The organism is Allorhizocola rhizosphaerae, assembly GCF_003426775.1.
GTDB classification, from domain to species: domain Bacteria; phylum Actinomycetota; class Actinomycetes; order Mycobacteriales; family Micromonosporaceae; genus Allorhizocola; species Allorhizocola rhizosphaerae.
Map to the genome: position 1 here is coordinate 1 of NZ_QJUG01000172.1, position 17,930 is coordinate 17,930.

Here is a 17,930-nt window from a genome sequence, read left to right on the forward strand (position 1 = left end):
CCCGGCGCGCAGCGTCCCGCCGGCCGCCTCGACCCGCTCCCGCAGCGCGATGAGCCCGGTCCGGGCGCCCGCTGCGGCGCGCGGCGTGAACCGCGCCGGCCCGCTGCTCACGGTAACCGTCGTGGCATCGGGGCCCTGCCGCACGCGGACCTCGACCCTGGCACCCGGCGCGTGTTTGGCGGCGTTGGTCAGGCCCTCCTGCACGACGCGATGCACCGCACGGTCCACTGTGGACGGCAGGTCGGTCAGGCCATCCAAGATGAGCAGCACCTCCATGCCCGCGTCTTGCGATTGGCCCACCAGGTCGGCGATGCCGCCGATGCTCGGCTCCAGGGGAGCGGGCTCGCCGCGCCGCATCACGCTCACGATGTCGGCCAGCCGGGCGATCACCGCCGCCGCGCCCGCGCGTAGTTCGCCCGCTGCGACCCGTTGCCCGGGTGGCAGTGCCGGGTCGAGCTCCAGCGCGGCGGCGCGCAACGCGAGCAGGCTGAGCTCGTGGCCGATCGAGTCGTGCATGTCGTGCGCGATCCGGGCGCGTTCCCGTATCCGGGCCTGCTCCGCCTGGGCGTCGGCGAGCTCCACCTGCTGGCGAAGGTATCGCCCGCCGAGCCAGGGGATCACGACCCCGAGCGCGAGCGTGATCAGCCCGTTGATCCAGGCGTATCCGTCCACTGCGGTCAGCGCGGCTGCGCCCGCGATGCCGGCCGCGAAGACGGCGATGGCCGGTAGGGCCTGTGGCATCCGTCGGCCGGCCACCGTGCTCACCACCGCCGCGATGCCACAAACGGCGATGCTCCAGGGCGGAACGGCTTGCGTCATGGCAAGCCCCGCGCCGAGGCTGAGCGCCGTCGCGATCAGCAAGGCAATTATCCGGTACCGGATAAGACTGAGGAGGGCCGCCAAGCTCAGGCCGAGCGCGGCGGCCCAGGCCCACCACGCGGTCTCCCCGTAGGACGCGGCGATGACGGCCAGCAGCACGCCGGCCATCACCACCGCCCAGACGGGCAACACACGCGTCCCCACCATGATCGTCATACCCTACCCGGTTGTCACCCGGCGCAGGCGGACCAGTGCGGTGACGCGGGTGGCCACGACGGACAGTCCCATCAGCGTGGCAACGCCCGACCAGACCATCAGCGGCACCGAGTAGTGCAGCAACTGCCACTGGGTCATGTCGCGCCCGCCGCCCACCAGCTCGCCGAGCAGGAACGGAAGGAGCAGAAGCAGCGCGAGCGGGATGAAGCGGGGGAGCAGCCGCAACCCGATCATCCACATTGGACGCCCGGCCAGCCGCTGCGCCCACAGGGGAGCGCGGCGGATCGTGCGGATGCCGAGCCCCAGGCTCGCGATGGTCAGGGCGCCGAGCACGAGATCGATGATGAGGCGCAGGGGCGCGGGCCGGTCCGGCGTGCCGCTGCCCTCGACGATGCGGGCGATGTTGTCGACAAACTGGGCCGGGCCTTCGTTGCCCAGGCCGATGCCGCTGTTGGCCATGACGGCGATCCCATGCCCGGACGGCAGCAGCCTCTGGTATGCCGTGTAGGTGAACCAAATCCCGCTGTGCCCGGGGCGGCCGTGCTCGTCGGTCGCCCAGCCGAGGCCGTAGTCCCAGCGTGGGTCGGTGGAGGCGTGCATCAGCCGAAGACTCTCCTGGCTCACTAATCGCGTCCCGTTGGCAGCCTGACCATCGCCGCTGTGCATGATCAGCCAGTGGGCCATGTCCTCGGCCGTGGTGATCAGGTCATCGGAACCGCTGAGGAAGCGGTCTGGTTCGGTGGTCGGGATCGATGCGCCGTAGGCGTAGATGTGGCCCTTGGCAAGCCCGGTGACGGGTGCGCTATCGGCCGTGCGGCTGGCCCGCATGCCGAGCGGGGCAAGCACGCGATCGCGCAGATAGTCGCCAAATGGTTGCCCCGCAACGACTTCGACCAGCCGGGCGGCGAGGTGATAGTTGGTGTTGGTGTAGTGGTGTTCGGCGCCGGGATCGGCGGCCAGAGTCGCGGCCCGCGCCCGCCGCAGCGCACCGGCGAGCGACTCCGGTTGTGGCAGGCTCTTTTCGGGCAGCGTGCGGTCGGTGATGCCGGAGGTGTGGTTGAGCAGCTGCCGCGCCGTGATGCGGGCGCCCCGCGGATCGGCGATCTCAAAGTCGGGCAGGTATGTCCGCACGGGCTCATCCAGCACGATCTTGCCCGCCTCCACGAGCTGCATCACGGCCAACGCCGTGAACGACTTGCTCACCGAGGCGACCGGCATCGGCGTCTGCGCCGTCATGGGCGCACCGGTCGAGTCGCGCCCATATCCGGCCGTGACCACGACCCTGTCCCCGTGGGTGACGGCGATGGCCACCCCGGGATAACCGGCCCTGCCCATGTAGTCGGTCACATGCCGGTCGAGCTCGGCGTTGTCGGCGGCCTGTGCCGGGGTCGGGCCCATCGCCGCCAGCACGATCAGGGCCGCGCGGAAAAGCTTGCTATGCATGGGAAAACCGTATTGGCAGCGGGCCCGCCGGACACGACCCGAAAGTCAGGACTTGACCCCTTACTTTCGTCAGGCATCCTGTCGCGCTCGGGGAGCTCGACGACAGTCGCCGGGCCGCTGCACCGGCCGGCTCCAATCACGACGGTCGTGGGGCGCGTCCGTTCGTGCTGCGACCCGACCCACCTCCACGACCTCTGGCACACCTTCGACAAGGCTCCGCCCCGACCGCGGCAGGCCGCGCGTGCGTGCGTAGCGGGTCACTCGTTTATTGCGCCCTGTGGAGCGCGAAATAGGTGCCGTCCTCTGCCGGCTCGGCCCAGCGAGGTTCCGGCAACTCATTCAACGTCAGCTCTTCAAGGATGTCGGGCTGTGGCCAGCGCAGCTTGACCAGACGTACTCGGGGGTCGGCCAACAGCCTCTCCAGCGCCATTCGCGCGCATGACTCGCGCTCCTCGGCCCCGAGCTGCAGCTCCGGTTTGTTGAGCAGCCACATGAATTCGTACAAGCCCACAGCCGAGACGTCCAAGAGGTCGCTCACCTCTTGGACCAACCAGTCAACGCGATTCTCGCTCATGGCAACGTCGGATTTCCGGCTAGAGGGACTTTTACTGTTTGCCCGTTTTGGGACACTACCGCGTACGGGCCCCAAGTCATTGGATCAGCCCTTGTGTCGGGCGGGTAGCCCGGCATGATCCTTATCTGACGACCTCGGTTGACGGGGTCTACAAAGGCCTCTCCACCGCCGTCAGCCGACGGCCTTCTTATCCAATCGTCGGGAATCATCGCTCGCACCTGGTCCGCGGGCAGCCCGCGCAATTCCTCCGGGTCGAAATGCGCCGGCCCGCCGATCTTCTGCGGCGGCGGCGGCGTCGGACCGGACGGTGATGGACCCGATTCCTTTCGATTCAGGCGGTTGAGGTTTTCCTTCAGGTCGCGGATGATTTCGCCCAGCCGATCGAAGACCGGCTTTAGCCTGCGGAAGCTCGCCAGTAACGCCTTGAGCCAGCGCGCGATCTTCGCCGCCCATGCGGCGACCAAGGCGGTGGCCTGTTTGGCCACCATCGGCGTGGCGGCGCCCAGCGTGAAGAGTTCTTCCGCCGCATAGACTATGAGGCGTGACACGACGGTGGCGATGGCGTCGCGCACGAGCATGCGCACGGCCGCGACAAGCGCGGCAGCGCCTTCAGTGATGGCAGCCATCGCCTCGGCCGCCTTCGCCAACGACGTGATCGCCTGGTGCTGCTCTGCGGTCCAGGACCGGTAGGCGTCGGCCGCGCTGCCTTGCCACACCGCCAGGTTCTGTGTGGTCGCCCCGGCCAGCTCATCCACCGTTCCTTGGATGCCGTGAGCGACGTTGCGCCAGGTTTGAGCGTGTGCGGTGATCTGGGCGGGATCTCCGGCGAGCCAGTCCAGCGCATCCGAGAGCGGCTTGACGTACTCGATCGGCCAGGAGATTCCGTACTGCAGCAGCACTCCCGCCGGATCGACGGCCAACGCCAGAGTGTCGAGCCCCGCACTGACGCCGCCGAGTGTGCCATCAACCCAGTTACCATTCTTGACGCCCTGGTGGATCAGCGCGATGTCCTCGGCCAGCCAGACGCCCGCCCACGGGTCTTTCGGACCTTCCTGGCGGGCGGCGACCATAGGGTTAGCGCTCATGGCGCGCATCCCGGAGCTGCACGTTGACCTGCTCACGGTGTGCGTCGGCGTCCTCATGGGACCGCGCGGCCTGGCGCAGCCGCTCGTCGGTGTCCCGCAGTGAGGTCTCGGCGACGTTAAGGGCGTCGGCCAGTAGCTGCTGGAGGCCGTCGATGAGCAACGGCACCACGGCGCAGAGCTGGCCATAGGCGTCCCCGTTCAGCCGTACGCGGTCGCCCGCCTGCCTGGCCGTGCCGATCTCGTCGGCCGCGACGCTGACCCGCCTCGCCTGCGAGACAAGGTCGGCCGCGACAACCGCCATGCCGTCGTCCGGTGGGGTCATAGCCGTGCCTTATCAGGCGTTTGGCATTTGGCGTATGAGTCGACGATGGCGTTAGCGGCGCAATCGCCATCATGGTCGCGACCGTTGCCCATCAAGGCCTGCAGCCGCTCTGACAAGACGTGAGCCAGCTCGGCGCGTCGCTGAATCGACGCCTGCCAGCCGCACATCATTCACTAAGTATAGTAATGAATGCGGAACGTTGGCCAATCGGCACGTCGGAAGCGGCGGTCGCGGCGGAAGGGCGTTCGTGCGATGCGAGGGGAGGCGGCGGCGCGGTTCGTGGGAGTCGCGCCGCCGGGCCGGGGTGCTGCCGCGCGTGTGATGTGTGCGTCTGCGATGGCGTGCCGGCTCAGAGTGGCGGGAGGCCGAGGCGGGGTGGTGTCGGTGTGCCGGCCCGGAGCGGCGTGGCGGTGGCGGGGCAGAACAGATCGCGCAGTTCGCCGTCGATGAGGTAGGCGATGGCGGCCTGCTCGACGCATGGGCTGGGATATTCGCCGAGCACCGCGTGGTGGCTGACCGGCACGGTGATCAGGCGCGAGTTGGGCATCATGCGCCGGGTCGCCAGCGCGCCGTCGTAGGGCGTGGACGGATCGCCGGTGGAGTTGATGAGCAACACGGGCACCCGACTGCCGTCCACAGTGGACGGTGTGTGGTGGACCCGCGGCCAGAAGGCGCAGGCCCAGATGTTGGCGAACGCGGGGCCCACGAACGGGTAGCGCCGGCTGTCCACCGCGAGCTCCCGCTGGTAGCGCGCGGGATCGCGCGGCCACACGTCATCGGAGCAGGCAATCAGGAAGAAGGCCGCCACCGAGTTGTCGGCCGGTCCGGGTGGCGGGGACTCCCACCCGCGCACGTTGGCCAGGAAAGCGATGTCGGGCGGCAGCGGCTGCTCGGCCTGCAGCGCCGCCAGGAACCGGCCCAGCCAGTCGAACCTGTTTTCCGCATACAGCAGCCGGAACGTGATCTCACGGATGTCGGTCAGGCTGAACGTCAGGTCGCCGGACGGGATCGGCGCCCGCGCCGCCCGCGCGAGGAGAGCATCGAAAGCCGCCCGCACCGAGCGCGCATCGCCGCCCAACCCATACTCGCCCGCCGCGAAGTCGCTGAACTGCCACAGCATCCGCTCGAAGTGGGGCCCGAACCCGCGATAGTTGTCCCGCCCGGTGCGGGTCGGGTGGGTGTTGCTGTCGAGGACGAACCGGTCGGCCCGGTGCGGGAACAGCGCCAGGTATGCCCGCCCGAGCGTCGTGCCATATGAATATCCACATAGGACATCCGCCGCTCGCCCATGGCCGCACGGATCAGGTCCATGTCGCGGGCCGCGTCTTCAGTCGTGGCAAAGGGAATCGCCCACCCGGCGTGCTCCCGGCACGACTGCGCCACCGCCCGCACCCGCGTCACGTCGGCCTCGAACCCGCCCGGCCCCGGCCAGCGCAGCAGCGTGATGTCGTCGCCGGTGAGCCCGCACGTGACCGGCGTCGAGGCGCCGACGAACCGGGGGTCGAACCCGACGATGTCGTATTGCTCGGTCAGCGCCGGCTGCCCGGCTCACTGGGGCACGGCTGCCAGGTCAGCGACGACCCGGCCGCGTGCGCCGGAACGGGTCCAATCAGGACCACGATCAGGCCTAGCGTCAATCCCACCAACATGATCCGTGATCGCGTAGGCATGCCGCACACGCTACGCCGACCCACCGACAGTTTCGTCCACACCATGATTACCTGCCGTTGACCGGCGCCAACGCGAGACCTAGCGTCGTAGCCATGACACTGCTGTCCGATCTTGTCGCCGCCGTCTCGGGTGGTTCGATCGAGGTGGTCGATCTGACCGCCCCGCTGTCCGAGCAGACCCCGATCCTCACGCTGCCGGAGCAGTTCGGCCAGACGTGGCCGTTCGCCCTCAGCGAGATCAGCCGCTACGACGACCGCGGCCCGGCCTGGTACTGGAATAACATCACCACGGGGGAGCACACCGGCACCCATTTTGACGCCCCGGTTCACTGGGTCACGGGCGGGCCCGACGCCGAGGACGTGTCGCAGGTCGCGCCGCGCAAGCTGCTCGCGCCCGCGGCGGTGCTGGACTTTTCGGCGGAGGCGGCCAAGGACCCCGACTTCCTGCTCGAAATCGATCATGTCCGGCAGTGGGAGGCCCAGCACGGCCCGCTTCCCAAAGGTGGCTGGCTGCTGTACCGGACGGGTTGGGACGCAAGGTCTTCCGACGCCGACGCGTTCATCAACGGCGGTCGCTCGCCCGGCATCTCGGTCGAGTGCGCGAAGTGGATCGCCGAGGAGGCGCCCGTGATTGGCGTGGGCGTCGAGACGGTGGGCACCGACGCGGGCGCGGCCCACTCGTTCGACCCGGCGTTCCCGTGCCACACGTTCCTGTTGGGCAGCAACAAATATGGGCTTACCCAACTGCGCAACCTGGGCGAGCTCCCGCCGACCGGGGCGGTCGTGATCGCGGCCCCGCTGCCGATCGTCGGCGGCTCCGGCAGCCCGTGCCGCGTGCTCGCCCTCGTCGAAAGACGCTGATGCTGCTCGCGGAGGCCGTCGGCCGCACGCTCGTCCAAGCCGGCGTGGACCACGTGTTCGGCTTGGTCGGCAGTGGCAACTTCCACGTGACCAATGCGATGGTCGCGGCGGGCGCCCGGTTTGTGCCCTCGGCCCACGAGGGTGGGGCCGCGACCATGGCCGACGCCTTCGCCCGCGTCTCCGGGCGGCCGGCCGTGCTTTCCGTGCACCAAGGGCCGGGCGTGACCAACGCGCTGACCGGGATCACCGAGGCGGCCAAGAGCCGCACGCCGCTGCTCGTGCTCGCGCCCGAGGCGACCGCACCGAGGTCCAATTTTCACCTCGACCTCGAACGGCTCGCGACCTCCGTCGGCGCGTCATACCAACGCGTCACGAAGACCCAGGACGTGCTCACCGCGCTCAATCGCAACCACACGGTCGTGTTAGGGCTCCCGCTCGACGCGCAGTCCCTACCGGCCGATGTCGCGAGCAGGGAGCCGCCCGCCCGACGACCGGAAAAGCCCGACGTCGCCGAACTGGTCGAGAAACTGAACCGGGCCAGGCGGCCCGTGTTCATCGCGGGCAGGGGAGCGGTGCGCGACCGAGATCCCCTGATCCGCCTCGCCGACCGGTGCGGCGCGCTGCTCGCGACATCGGCCGCAGCCAAGGGCCTGTTCCAGGGCGATCCGTGGAACGTGGACGTGTCGGGCGGTTTCGCTTCACCGGCCACGGCGAAGCTCATCGCGCAGGCCGACCTGGTCGTGGCGTGGGGCTGCACGCTCAACATGTGGACCACGCGGCACGGCCGGCTCATCTCTCCACATGCGACAGTCGTGCAGGTCGACCACGACGAGTCGGCCCTGGGCGCCAACCGCCCGATCGATGTCGGCGTCGTGGGCACGGTCCGGGCCGTGGCCGACGCCGTATGCGAGGCCGTGGAAAAGTCCGACGGCTGGCGCACCGCTCCCCTGGGGAGCGTGCGCTGGCGCGATGTGTCCTATCTGGATGAGGGCGGCCCCGGCCGGATCGACCCGCGCACCCTCACCATCGCCCTGGACGACCTGCTTCCGGCCGAACGCACCGTGGTCGTCGATTCCGGGAACTTTATGGGGTACCCAGCAATGTTCATGGAAATCCCCGATGTCAGCGGATTCTGCTTCACCCAGGCCTTTCAATCGGTTGGCCTGGGTCTTGCCGGCGCGATCGGTGCGGCGCTGGCCCGCCCGGACAGGCTGGCCGTCGCGGCGCTCGGCGACGGCGGCTTCCTCATGTCGGTGGCCGAGCTCACGACCGTGACCAGGCTGGGCCTCCCCATGGTCATCGTGGTCTACAACGATGCGGCGTTCGGCGCGGAGGTGCACCACTTCGGCCCGCACGGGCACCCGCTGGACACCGTGACCTTCCCCGACAGCGATATCGCCGCCATCGCGCGCGGCTTCGGCTGCGACGCCATCACCGTTCGGGCGCGGTCCGATTTGGACGCCTATGCAACCCCGCGCGATCGTGCGCTGGTCATCGACGCGAAGGTCGGCGCGCAGCGCGGCTCCTGGTGGCTGGAGGAGGCGTTCAAAGGCCACTGACCGAGCGTTGTCGACCATGAAGTCATTGCCGCGACACGCTGTCGAACATGGACGTTAGTTCGAGATCAACCGGAAAGGGGGCCGACAGTCGCACGACAGCCGTGCGGCAGGTCGGTGAAAGGCTCCTGTGCTTAGTTTCGATGTATGAATTCACCGCATAGCGCGACAACTGTGGCCACGGCGTTGACGCCGGTCGGTGGAACGGTGCGCATCGAGGTGCCCGGCAACCATCGGGCCCGCCCCTGGGCAAGCATGTTCTGGCTCACCGGCTCCGCCGCGAACGGCCTGGACATGCGGATGCACACCGGATCACCAGGCTCGTGCGCGGACGCCGTGTCCGACATGGGAGAGCCCGCCGCGCGCTACTCCTTCCGGCACGCCGGTGGCGACGTCGAGGTCGTGCAGACCAAGGGCGGCCTCGCGGCGGTCTCGTGGACCGGCGGCCACAACGAGCTGTACTACTACCTACGCAATCACGACATCGACGTGCAGCAGGTCGAGCAGCTGCTGCGGCTGCTGCACCTGTCCGACAGCGCGGACGGGCTGGTGGTCCGGCCCCGGATCGGGCACGGTCTGCGCACCCGCAGGCTGGCCATGTTCACCTGGATCGAGGGCCTGATGCACGTCGGCGTGTTCCACCTGCTCCATCACGCCCAGATGCTGCCCACATGGCGCGGGCTCGGCACCGCCTCGGGCGGCGAACTCTGGCAGCAGCAGGACGCGTCCGGCACCGGCCGCAGGCTCCTGCTCGGCACGCCGACCGCGGTGGTCGAGATTGGACCCGACGACGAGGCCGACCCGAGTGTGGCCGACGCTGCGGTGGGCATGCTGGCCGAATACCGTGATGTGCCGCTGAAGGCGGACGCGTGACGGCGGTTTGGCAGGCGCTCATCGTCCTGGCGTGGATGGTCCTCCTGCTGCTCGTGTTCGCGTACGCGGCGCTGCTGCGCGATGTGCGGGAGTTGCAGGCGGGCGTGCGCACCGGCGACCTCGCCGCGTCGGGGAAGGTGACCGCGCCGGCGCTGGCAACGTCCAATGAGGAGGGCACGTATGCCCTCGCGGTGGACCCGGCGTGCGCAAGCTGCCGGATCGCGGTCGGCGCGTTCGCCCAACCGGCCGCCGGCCCCGACCGGCGGATCGTCACCGCCGTCGACGAGGTCACCGACTGGCCCGAGGCGGCTGCGGTCGGCGTGGTCGTCGACCGCGCGCTATGGGACAGCCTGCACATCCAGACCACGCCGATGCTGCTGCGCTTCGACCCGGCCGGGGTCCTGCGCGAGCGCCAGATCGTGGGCTCGGCCAAACACCTTGAAAAACTACTCGGAGGAGCATCATGAACGTTACATGGGAGGCGATCCCGTCCGCCGACACGGAGCCGGCAAGCGCCGAGCCGAGCCGGATCCGTGCGCTGGCCGACGCCGCCGTCAACCGCCGCACGGTGATCCGGTCCGTGGCCGCGCTCGGCATGACCCTCGGGGTCACCGCGCTGGGCTGGGTCACGCCGGGTGGCCGCCGGGCCGAGGCGGCCGTGGGCAGCGAGCATGGCAACTGCGCCGGCTACGCATACGACAACATTCTCTGCGTCGGCGCACCGTATAGCCAGAATTACTGCGGCGGCGACGGCTGGTTCCTCAACGGGGTCATCAACGGTTGGCGGTGGTATCCGATCACCGCCTGCGCGGGCAGGAATGCCTGGATCTGGGACGTGGGCAGGGTCGGCTACCGCTGCGCGGACGGTCACCGCGCCGCGCTCAGCGGCGGCAGCTACACCTTCCTGATCTGCAGCTATCCCGCCTATCGACGCTGAGCGCCCATGCGACACCACCCGCTCCTGCCGGCCGTTGGCATGGCCGTCGTCGCGATCGCTTTGGCGCCGCTTCCCGCGGCGGGAGTCGTCACCGCCGCGTGGTGGCTCGTGCTTGCGGCCGCCGCAGGGTACTCGATATCAGGAAGTGTTTGAAGCATCAACTCAGCAGATCTGCTGACCTCGTCCGTGTGGCGAGGGCCCGCTCGCCGCTACTTCCTCGGCGGACTCATCCTCGGTGGCGCCGTCATGGGCCTGTTGCTGGGCATCGCCGGCACGCTGCTCGGCGCGCTGCTGCCGCGCTGGCTCTCGTTCGGCGCCTGGCTGCTGGCCGCCGCGGTCATCGCCGGGGCCGAACTGCTGGGCAAACGCCTGCCGCTGCCGCAGAACGCCAGGGCCGTACCTCAGGAAATCATCACCTCCGGCTCGCACTCCGGTCCGCTCCAATTTGGATTTGAGATGGGTACCGGTGTGCGCACGTTCATGCCGAGCGGAGTCCCGCACATCGTGGCCATCGGCCTCATCCTCACCGGCTCCCCGCTGGTCGGGCTCGTCGCGGGCATCGGCTTCGGACTCGGCCGGGCCGCGATGACCGTGACCCGGGGCGCGAGCCCGGAACCGCGCGGCTGGGACGCCCGCCTGTTCCAGGCCCGCCGGGCCCTGTCGGCCATCACCGCCCTGACCGCGCTGGCCCTGGCGGTTGCGCTGACCCGTGCCGGTGGTGGTTAGCAGGTGGGGAATCTGAAGTGCCCGATGCGGGTGCGCCAGGTGCCGCCGGTGGCGGCGTAGTACTGGTTGACGTACCAATACGTGCAGTCGTCGACCGGGTCGATGTTCATCGACGTGTAGTCGCCCCAGCGTGCGCTGCCGGTCTGCGCCCCGGTCCCGTTGATGATGACACCCTCGCCCTGCGGGAGTGTGTTGAGGGGATCGGTGGCCAGGCGGCCGGTGTAGCGGATGCCCGGGAACATGGTCGCGCTGCTGATGCTGTAGCCGATGGCCATGTTGCCGGCCCTGTCCTGAGCCATGCTGCCCATCCAGCGGTGGACGGCGGCGGCGCTGCTGGCAGCGTAGGATCCTTGCTGTGCAAGGGTCGGCGTCGTGCCGAGGCCGCGCAGTTCATACCAGCGCAAGCCCGCCCGGCTGGTCCCGGAAAACACGAACTCGGCGCTCTGGTTGGTGACGATGGACTCGTGCGTGCCGAAGTTGCGATAGGCGGCCCGGTGCATGGGCCGTTGCCGGTACGACAAAATATCAAGCTTTTGCGTGGTGCCCATCTGTTCCAGGCAGTCCCTGCTGCCGGGGGAGCACGGATAGATGGTGTCGATCGCGGAGATCGCCAACGAACTGCGCAGGGTCAGGGAGACCGCGTTGGTCGCGAAGTTCCACCTGAACCAGAACACGTTGACGCCGTCCATCGGGGCGCCCGTGCCGGCGCCGTTGTCCATGGTGCCGATGAAGTAGGACAGATTGGCGTTGGGTGGAAGCGTCGTGCCGTCAAGGTCGGCGGGCAGCAGGCCGTCGCCGGGCTGCCACGCGCCACCGGCGGTGGTGAGCAACACCTTGAGCGCCTTGGCCGCCCCGCCCACCAGCATCTGCGAGCGCTCCAGCGCATAGGTGCCGACACCGGCGAACGAGGTGCCGTTCGCGAATTCCTTGGTGGACGCCAGATATCCGCCCGACCACACGCCGAACTTCGGATAGTCGGGGAAGTTCGTGCCCGTGGAGAAGGCGTAGAGCCAGTACGCGCCGGTCGGGTTGGCCGTCTGCGACACCGCGACGCACAGGAAGTAGGGCGAGCTCGCGGTGAACTGGGTGAGCAGCCACCGGTTGGCCAGCTGGTCGTGCAGCACGATCGGGTCGCCGTGGTTGCCCTCGCAGTTGTGCGTGCCGGGCAGGCCGGTGAAGATCGAGCCGATGGTCACGTTGAGCAGGTTGGCCCCGGCCTTGGTGTAGATGCCGACACGGGTGTTGACCATTTCGACGTAGTGGTTGGGCCCGACGTCGCCGACCGGGTCCGGCGGCTTGGCCGTGCCGGACAGGCCGTCGAAACTCGTGGCGGGTGGGATGGCGGCGATCGTTGGCGCGTCGGCGTTTTGCACGCCGGACACGTCGCCGGTGAAGCCGCTGTCGGGCACGGGCGCGCCGTCTCGCTCCGGGATCTCGACGCTGAACGGCTCGGTCGGCTGCGGGCGGTTCGCGAGCGCGGTCAGCGGCTCGGATACGCCGAAGTCGGCCTTGATGACCTCGGTGCGCTGGCGTGCGGCCAGCGCGGTGGGGGAGTTCACGACCGAGAGCAGGCCGGCGATCAGCGTGAGCGTGGTGCCGACGGCTACGCGTGAGGGTGTTCTCATTCACGAGAACATACATGCGCATCAAATTGATCAGTGTCGCATTAATGACTGCCGGTCATCCGCAAGCTTCGCCCTGACCAGCGCGGCACCTCACGTACCAGATGCTACGCGTCAGCGGGACAGCAGCTCGATCAGCGTGCGCACGCCGTAACCCGTGCCGCCCGCGGTCCACTCGCCGTCGTCCTCGTCGGCGAACGCGGGCCCGGCGATGTCCAGATGCGCCCACGGCAGCCCGTCGGGCACGAACTCCTTGAGGAACAGCGCGGCCACCGCCGATTGCCCGTATCGCTGGCCGGTCGCGTTGACGACGTCGGCCACCTTCGAGTCGAGCATCTTGCGCTCCACCCCATCCAGCGGCATCTGCCACACGAGTTCGCCCGCCCGCTCGGCGGCCGCGCGCACCCGCGCCACCCACGCCTCATCGTTGCCCGCCAGCCCGCCGTAGCGCCGCCCGATCACCATGGGCACCGCGTCGGTCAGCGTCGCAATGTCCACAATGGAATCCGGTGCCTCCTCGGCCGCCAGGGCCAGCGCATCCGCCAGAATCAGCCGGCCCTCCGCGTCGGCGTTGCGCACCTCGATGGTGATGCCGTTGCGGGTGCGCAGCACGTCGCCCAGCCGGGTGGCGTCGCCGCCGGACATGTTGTCGGTCAACGGCAGCCATGCCGTCGCGGCCGTCGGGCAGGCCAGGTCGCGCAGCACCGACATCGCGCCGAGCACGGCCGCCGCACCCGCCATGTCGTACTTCATGTCCACCATGAAGTTGGTGGGCTTCATCGACAGGCCGCCGGAGTCGAACGTGATTCCCTTGCCCACCAAGGCGATCGTGGCCTCGTGCGAGGCGGGCCGGTATGCCAGCCGCACCAACCGGGGCGGCTGCGTGGAGCCTCGCGCGACGCCCAGCAACCCGCCCAGCCGTTCGCCGGCGATCCGCTCCTCGTCCCACACCTCGCATGCCAGCCCACCGGCTGCGGCCACGTCAACCGCCCGCTGCGCGAACGCGTCGGGCGTCAGCACACCGCCCGGCTCGTTGACCAGATCGCGGGCCAGCGCCACCGCCTGCGCGACCACCCGGGCCCGCTGCACACCCGCCGCGTCCTGGGAGGTGACGAGGTCCAGCCGCTGCAGCGCCGGTTCCTCGGCCGCGCTCTTGTATTTGGTGAAGCGGTACGAGGCAAGCAGGAACGCCTCCGCAAACGTGCCCGCCGGGCAGCCGTCGGGCACGACGAACGCCGCCGACCGGTGCCGCTTGACCGCGCGGGCAAAGGCCGCACCCATGCGCCGCGCGTCACCCTCGCCGACCACGACCCGCATCGGCGCGCCGGGCAGTGTCACGGTCTCGCCCGCCTTGCCGGAAAACCCCACGGCCGCAAGGAACTCCGGCTCGTCCCACGGTGCGGCCGCAACCGTCCCCACCACATCCACGTCTCGCGGTGTCTGTCCGAGCACCCGAATCTCAGGCCGCAATCTTCCGCTCCCTCATCGCCGCGCCCCACTCCTCCAACTGTCCGGCATATTCGTGCGCCAGCGGGCTGCCGCCGGTGACCCTGCGCCAGCCGCGCGCCGCCGAGATCGCGTAGGGGTCGATCCGCAGCGACTGCACGAAGCAGTCCTCCGCGGCGACGGCGTCGCCCGCCCGCGAGAAACACTCGCCCGCCATGGCGTAGCCGATCGCCGTCCCGAGTGGACCCAGCCGCGCCGCCCGCAGGTAGGACTCGCCCGCCTCCGCGAAGCGCTCCTGTTTGGACAGCGCCTCGGCCAGCTCTATATGACTCTTGGGATCGTAGGGGTCCAGCGAGAGGAACTCCAGCGTCCGTTCGATCCCCAGCGGCACGTCACGCAGCCCGAACGCCTCCTTGGACCGGCTTTCCAGGCAGGCGTGGAGGTTTTCCCGCTTGAGGAACTCCTCCCACTCGGTGGTCGCGGGCACCGCCCTGGCCAGTTCCTCGGCCCTCCGCATGTCTTCGACCGTGCCCGCCTTGTCTCCCCGCATGAAGGGCACGAACCCGACACCCCGGTAGAACCTGCTCTCCAGCATGACCTTTTCGAACTCGGTGAAGCCGTCGTCGGCCAGCACGGTATCGAGGAACTCCTGCGCCCGGTCGCGCCATCGGGTGGCGTCCTGCAGCGACTTGGTGCCCCGCGCGGCGAAGACGACTCCCGCCACGGCCCCGGTCAACCGGAGATGCAACGGGCACATTGGATGATCAACCATTTCGAAAATATCTTTGGGGGGTACCGGATTGCGCCCGCCGACCGATCCGGCGTAGCGCGCCATGTCGATCCACGCCTGGTGGTAGAACTCGATCGGCTCGCGCAGCGACGCGACCGTCCGCCTGGGCGCCAGTTCGAGCAGCAGCTCCCGGAAGCCCAGCCGGAACAGCACGTGGCTGGTCTGGTATTGCCGGTGCGGATCGGCGTCGCGGTAGCCGTCGACCCACTCGCACAACCGCGCCCACCTGGGCGTGCGCAGCCGCTCGGGGACCTGCGCCGGGTGCGTCGCGGCGAATTCGGACAGGCCCGACTCGCGGATCAGGTTGGTGCGGAACGCGGGCGGCATGACCCGCTGCGGCCCGACCCTGGGCTGCCCGCCCGCTTCGGCGAAGTCGAACGCGAACGTGGGCAGGCCGGCGTAGAGGCATGGCGAGCCGGACGCGCCGAGGTTGAAATATGCTCCATACATCCGGTAATGCCAGTTGGCCTCGTGTCCGGCCGTGGGCTTGGCGAACACCGACGCGATCGGCTCATCGGCATAGGTCTTGGCGAGCGCGGCGCGGGTCTGCTCGGCACGTGGCGCGGTGCGGTAGGCCCGCTCGGTGAGCACCCGGGCAAACTCCTTGCGCCCCAAGCGTTGCGCGCACTCGGCCGCGCCCAGCAACGCGAACGCTGTCCCGTGCGGACCGAGCCGGGCGGCCGTCAGATATGCGGTCAGCGCGGCCTCGATGTCGCCTCGGCGCTGTGCGGCCTGGGCCTGCTGCATGCGCATCTTCACGCAGTACGGGTCCAGCTGCAGTCCTTCCTGGACGGTCGCCTGCTCGGCCTCGGCGTCGCCCCGCTTCACCGCGATCTCCACCCGCCGGTCGATGATCCGGCGCAGCATCTCGGCCGTGAGCTCCTGCTGCTCGGGCGTGCCCGGGTCCACCTGCCGCACCGACTCCACCGTGGCGCGCGCCCGGTCCAGCAGCTCCCAGGCTCGGTCGAGCTCACCGGCGCGGTCGGCGTGCATGACCTCGCGCACGAGCAGCCTCGCCTGCAGCAGGCCGCGGTCGAACACGGGCAGATCGAGCTCGTCGAGCAGGCGCTGCGCCCGCTGCGCGTGCTCGCGCGCAGCCGACCAGTCGGACGCGTGCCGCGCCAGGTAATAGCCCCACGAGGACAGGGCCTGCACCTGCGCCACGCTGGGCTCGGCCGCCGCGATCACGCGCCCGAACGCGGTCTGCGCGGGGCTCCCGCTCTGCAGCAGGGCGTTGGCGCGTGCACATTGGACGGTCGCCAGCAGCGGGTCGGAGCACAGTCCGGCGTCCAGGTCGTCGGGCACCAGCCGCAGCAACGCCTCGGGCAGGCACACCGCGAGCAGCCACAGCGCGAGCCCGGCCCGGTCGACCCCGTCCAGCCGGTCTGCCCGGCGATAGGCGTCGGCCATCATCTGCCAGTCGGGCGAGGCGAGCTCGGGGTCCAGCTGGTCGGGAGAGCTCACTCGGTACTCGACAAGTCTTGATTCCTCAGTCAGCAGGTGCCGGAAGCTGGCCGGCATGAGCATGCCGAACCGGGGCGTCATCGGGTCGCGGGCGGCGAACAGTCGCGCCGCCAGCAGGGGCCCGCGCGACTGGATGGCGGTCAGCGGGGAGTCGTCGCCGTCGAAATACGGGCGATGCACCTCGAAGGTCAGCCAGCTGGGCGCGTTGGCGCCGATGCGGCCGTGGCTGCGTTGCCAACGGTGCACGAAAAACCCATCCTTTCAAGCATGAGAGCCCCGTGCTGCGCGTCGAAACGCCGCAACGGGGCTCCCGGCGAACCTACATGACCGCTTACGCTCCGGTGTCGAGGAAGCAGGTCCAGCAGTCGGCTGTCTCGGTCGTGATCTCGACCTCGTCGGTCAGCATCTCCCAGGATTCGTACTTGTCCACAGGCGTCTCCTTCGCGGTAGGCCGACTTACTTTTCTCGTGAATTATTCGTCCCGTCGATTCAATGTCAATACATCGATCAGACTCATGAAATCTCAACCAAGCAGGCGGCGATCTCATCCATCGATGTCCAATAATGGGGTGACAGCCGCAGCCTGCCGTCGGGAAACGAGAGCGCGAAGCCCGCCGTTGTCAAGCGGTCATAAATTTCCTTGGCGCGAACATGCGCGAAGGTCACTATCCCGGAGCGGGCCGCGTCACCGTCCGGCCCCAGCACGGTGTGGCCGCGCTCGCGCAGGCCTTCGCGCAGTGCCCGGGTCAGGCTCGACACCCGCTCGGCGATCGCCGGGACACCCACCGACTCGATCTCCTCCAGCGCCTCGGCCAGGCCCACGAAACCCAGCATGTTGGGCATGCCGCCCTCGAAGCGCCGGGCCGACGGCCGGGGCGGTAGGTCGTAGGTGAAGTGCCCGGCCTCGCCGCGCACCAGCACGTCCTGCGACCGGTCGTAGCCGAACCACCCGAGCGGGGCGCGCGCGAGCAGATCGAGCCGCTCCCGGCGGCAGTACAGCACGCCGGTGCCCGGCGGTCCGCACAGCCACTTGTGGCAGCCCGCCGCCACGAAGTCGACCGGTGTGCGGGCCACGGAAAGTTCTAACGCGCCAAGGCTTTGCACGGCATCGACGCACACCAGAGCGTCGGCCTCACGGGCGAGCGCGCACACGGCGTCGAGATCGATCCGGAAACCGGTGAGGAAATTGACCTGGCTCACGGCGATCAGGCGGGTCGCCGGGCCGATCGCGGCGGCCAGGTCGGACAGGTCGTAGCCGCCGCCGTCGCGCATCGGGACAAACCTGCACCGCACACCGAGCTCGGCGAGCCGCCGCCACGGCTGCACGTTGGCCGGGAAGTCGCGCTCGAACACCACGACCTCGTCGCCGGGCGCCCAGCGCAGCCCACCCGCGACCAGCTGCAGGCCCTCGCTGGTATTGGACACCAGCGCCATCTCGTCCTCATGGGCCTCCAGCAGCCGGGCCGCGGCCCGCCGTGCCCGCTCCCGAGCTTGGAAAAACTTCCCATATTCGGTACCGCCGCCGG

At 69.3% G+C, this 17,930-nt stretch carries 17 protein-coding genes; 6 read left to right on the forward strand and 11 right to left on the reverse strand.

Going from position 1 to position 17,930, the window contains the following annotated elements; genetic code table 11:
* The 7 genes from DM816_RS29690 to DM816_RS43015 form a co-directional block, all read right to left on the reverse strand.
* Positions 1-1,026 (reverse strand): sensor histidine kinase (locus DM816_RS29690; RefSeq protein WP_246002417.1); only part of this gene is annotated, 1,026 nt, incomplete at its 3' end.
* A gap of 12 nt (positions 1,027-1,038) precedes the next feature.
* Positions 1,039-2,478: a serine hydrolase domain-containing protein gene (locus tag DM816_RS29695; protein WP_117213689.1), complete on the reverse strand. Its 1,440-nt coding sequence runs from the start codon at positions 2,476-2,478 to the stop codon at positions 1,039-1,041.
* Between the two features lie 265 nt (positions 2,479-2,743).
* A complete protein-coding gene (locus tag DM816_RS29700) occupies positions 2,744-3,016 on the reverse strand; it encodes a hypothetical protein (protein ID WP_162907969.1) in 273 nt (90 codons plus the stop codon).
* Between the two features lie 32 nt (positions 3,017-3,048).
* The gene (locus DM816_RS29705; RefSeq protein WP_162907970.1) at positions 3,049-4,137 is read right to left on the reverse strand and encodes a WXG100 family type VII secretion target; all 1,089 of its coding nucleotides are present in this window, start codon (positions 4,135-4,137) and stop codon (positions 3,049-3,051) included.
* On the reverse strand, positions 4,127-4,459 hold the full coding sequence (locus DM816_RS29710) for a type VII secretion target (protein WP_246002419.1): 333 nt from the start codon (positions 4,457-4,459) through the stop codon (positions 4,127-4,129). Before DM816_RS29710 ends, DM816_RS29705 begins: the two co-directional genes overlap by 11 nt.
* A gap of 349 nt (positions 4,460-4,808) precedes the next feature.
* Positions 4,809-5,579, reverse strand: a complete 771-nt coding sequence (locus DM816_RS29715) for an alpha/beta hydrolase (RefSeq protein WP_117213692.1) — start codon at positions 5,577-5,579, stop codon at positions 4,809-4,811.
* Between the two features lie 409 nt (positions 5,580-5,988).
* Positions 5,989-6,129 carry a hypothetical protein gene (locus DM816_RS43015; RefSeq protein ID WP_162907971.1) on the reverse strand — a complete coding sequence of 47 codons (141 nt, stop codon included), beginning with the start codon at positions 6,127-6,129 and terminating at the stop codon, positions 5,989-5,991.
* A 93-nt stretch (positions 6,130-6,222) separates the two neighbouring features.
* Between DM816_RS43015 and DM816_RS29720 the strand changes: the two genes are divergently transcribed.
* From DM816_RS29720 to DM816_RS29745, 6 genes are all read left to right on the forward strand, one after another.
* Complete coding sequence (locus tag DM816_RS29720; RefSeq protein WP_117213693.1) at positions 6,223-6,990, forward strand: cyclase family protein; 768 nt, start codon at positions 6,223-6,225, stop codon at positions 6,988-6,990.
* Positions 6,990-8,549, forward strand: a complete 1,560-nt coding sequence (locus DM816_RS29725) for a thiamine pyrophosphate-binding protein (RefSeq protein ID WP_117213694.1) — start codon at positions 6,990-6,992, stop codon at positions 8,547-8,549. Before DM816_RS29720 ends, DM816_RS29725 begins: the two co-directional genes overlap by 1 nt.
* Before the next feature lie 144 nt (positions 8,550-8,693).
* Positions 8,694-9,419, forward strand: a complete 726-nt coding sequence (locus DM816_RS29730) for a hypothetical protein (RefSeq protein ID WP_162907972.1) — start codon at positions 8,694-8,696, stop codon at positions 9,417-9,419.
* Positions 9,416-9,886 (forward strand): hypothetical protein, encoded by a 471-nt coding sequence (locus DM816_RS29735; RefSeq protein ID WP_117213696.1) that lies wholly within the window; start codon positions 9,416-9,418, stop codon positions 9,884-9,886. Before DM816_RS29730 ends, DM816_RS29735 begins: the two co-directional genes overlap by 4 nt.
* Positions 9,883-10,356 (forward strand): hypothetical protein, encoded by a 474-nt coding sequence (locus tag DM816_RS29740; RefSeq protein ID WP_117213697.1) that lies wholly within the window; start codon positions 9,883-9,885, stop codon positions 10,354-10,356. Before DM816_RS29735 ends, DM816_RS29740 begins: the two co-directional genes overlap by 4 nt.
* Before the next feature lie 186 nt (positions 10,357-10,542).
* Positions 10,543-11,082 carry a hypothetical protein gene (locus DM816_RS29745; protein ID WP_117213698.1) on the forward strand — a complete coding sequence of 180 codons (540 nt, stop codon included), beginning with the start codon at positions 10,543-10,545 and terminating at the stop codon, positions 11,080-11,082.
* On the opposite strand, the gene DM816_RS29750 is transcribed toward DM816_RS29745, so the two are convergent.
* From DM816_RS29750 to DM816_RS29765, 4 genes are all read right to left on the reverse strand, one after another.
* The gene (locus tag DM816_RS29750; protein WP_117213699.1) at positions 11,079-12,707 is read right to left on the reverse strand and encodes a hypothetical protein; all 1,629 of its coding nucleotides are present in this window, start codon (positions 12,705-12,707) and stop codon (positions 11,079-11,081) included. The two genes, DM816_RS29745 and DM816_RS29750, sit on opposite strands and share 4 nt — an antisense overlap.
* A 111-nt stretch (positions 12,708-12,818) precedes the next feature.
* A complete protein-coding gene (locus tag DM816_RS29755) occupies positions 12,819-14,174 on the reverse strand; it encodes a leucyl aminopeptidase (protein WP_117213700.1) in 1,356 nt (451 codons plus the stop codon).
* Complete coding sequence (locus DM816_RS29760) at positions 14,164-16,650, reverse strand: tetratricopeptide repeat protein (protein ID WP_117213701.1); 2,487 nt, start codon at positions 16,648-16,650, stop codon at positions 14,164-14,166. The genes DM816_RS29755 and DM816_RS29760 overlap by 11 nt, the downstream gene beginning before the upstream one ends.
* A gap of 267 nt (positions 16,651-16,917) precedes the next feature.
* On the reverse strand, positions 16,918-17,930 hold a 1,013-nt coding region (locus tag DM816_RS29765; RefSeq protein ID WP_162907973.1), incomplete at its 5' end, for an aminotransferase class V-fold PLP-dependent enzyme.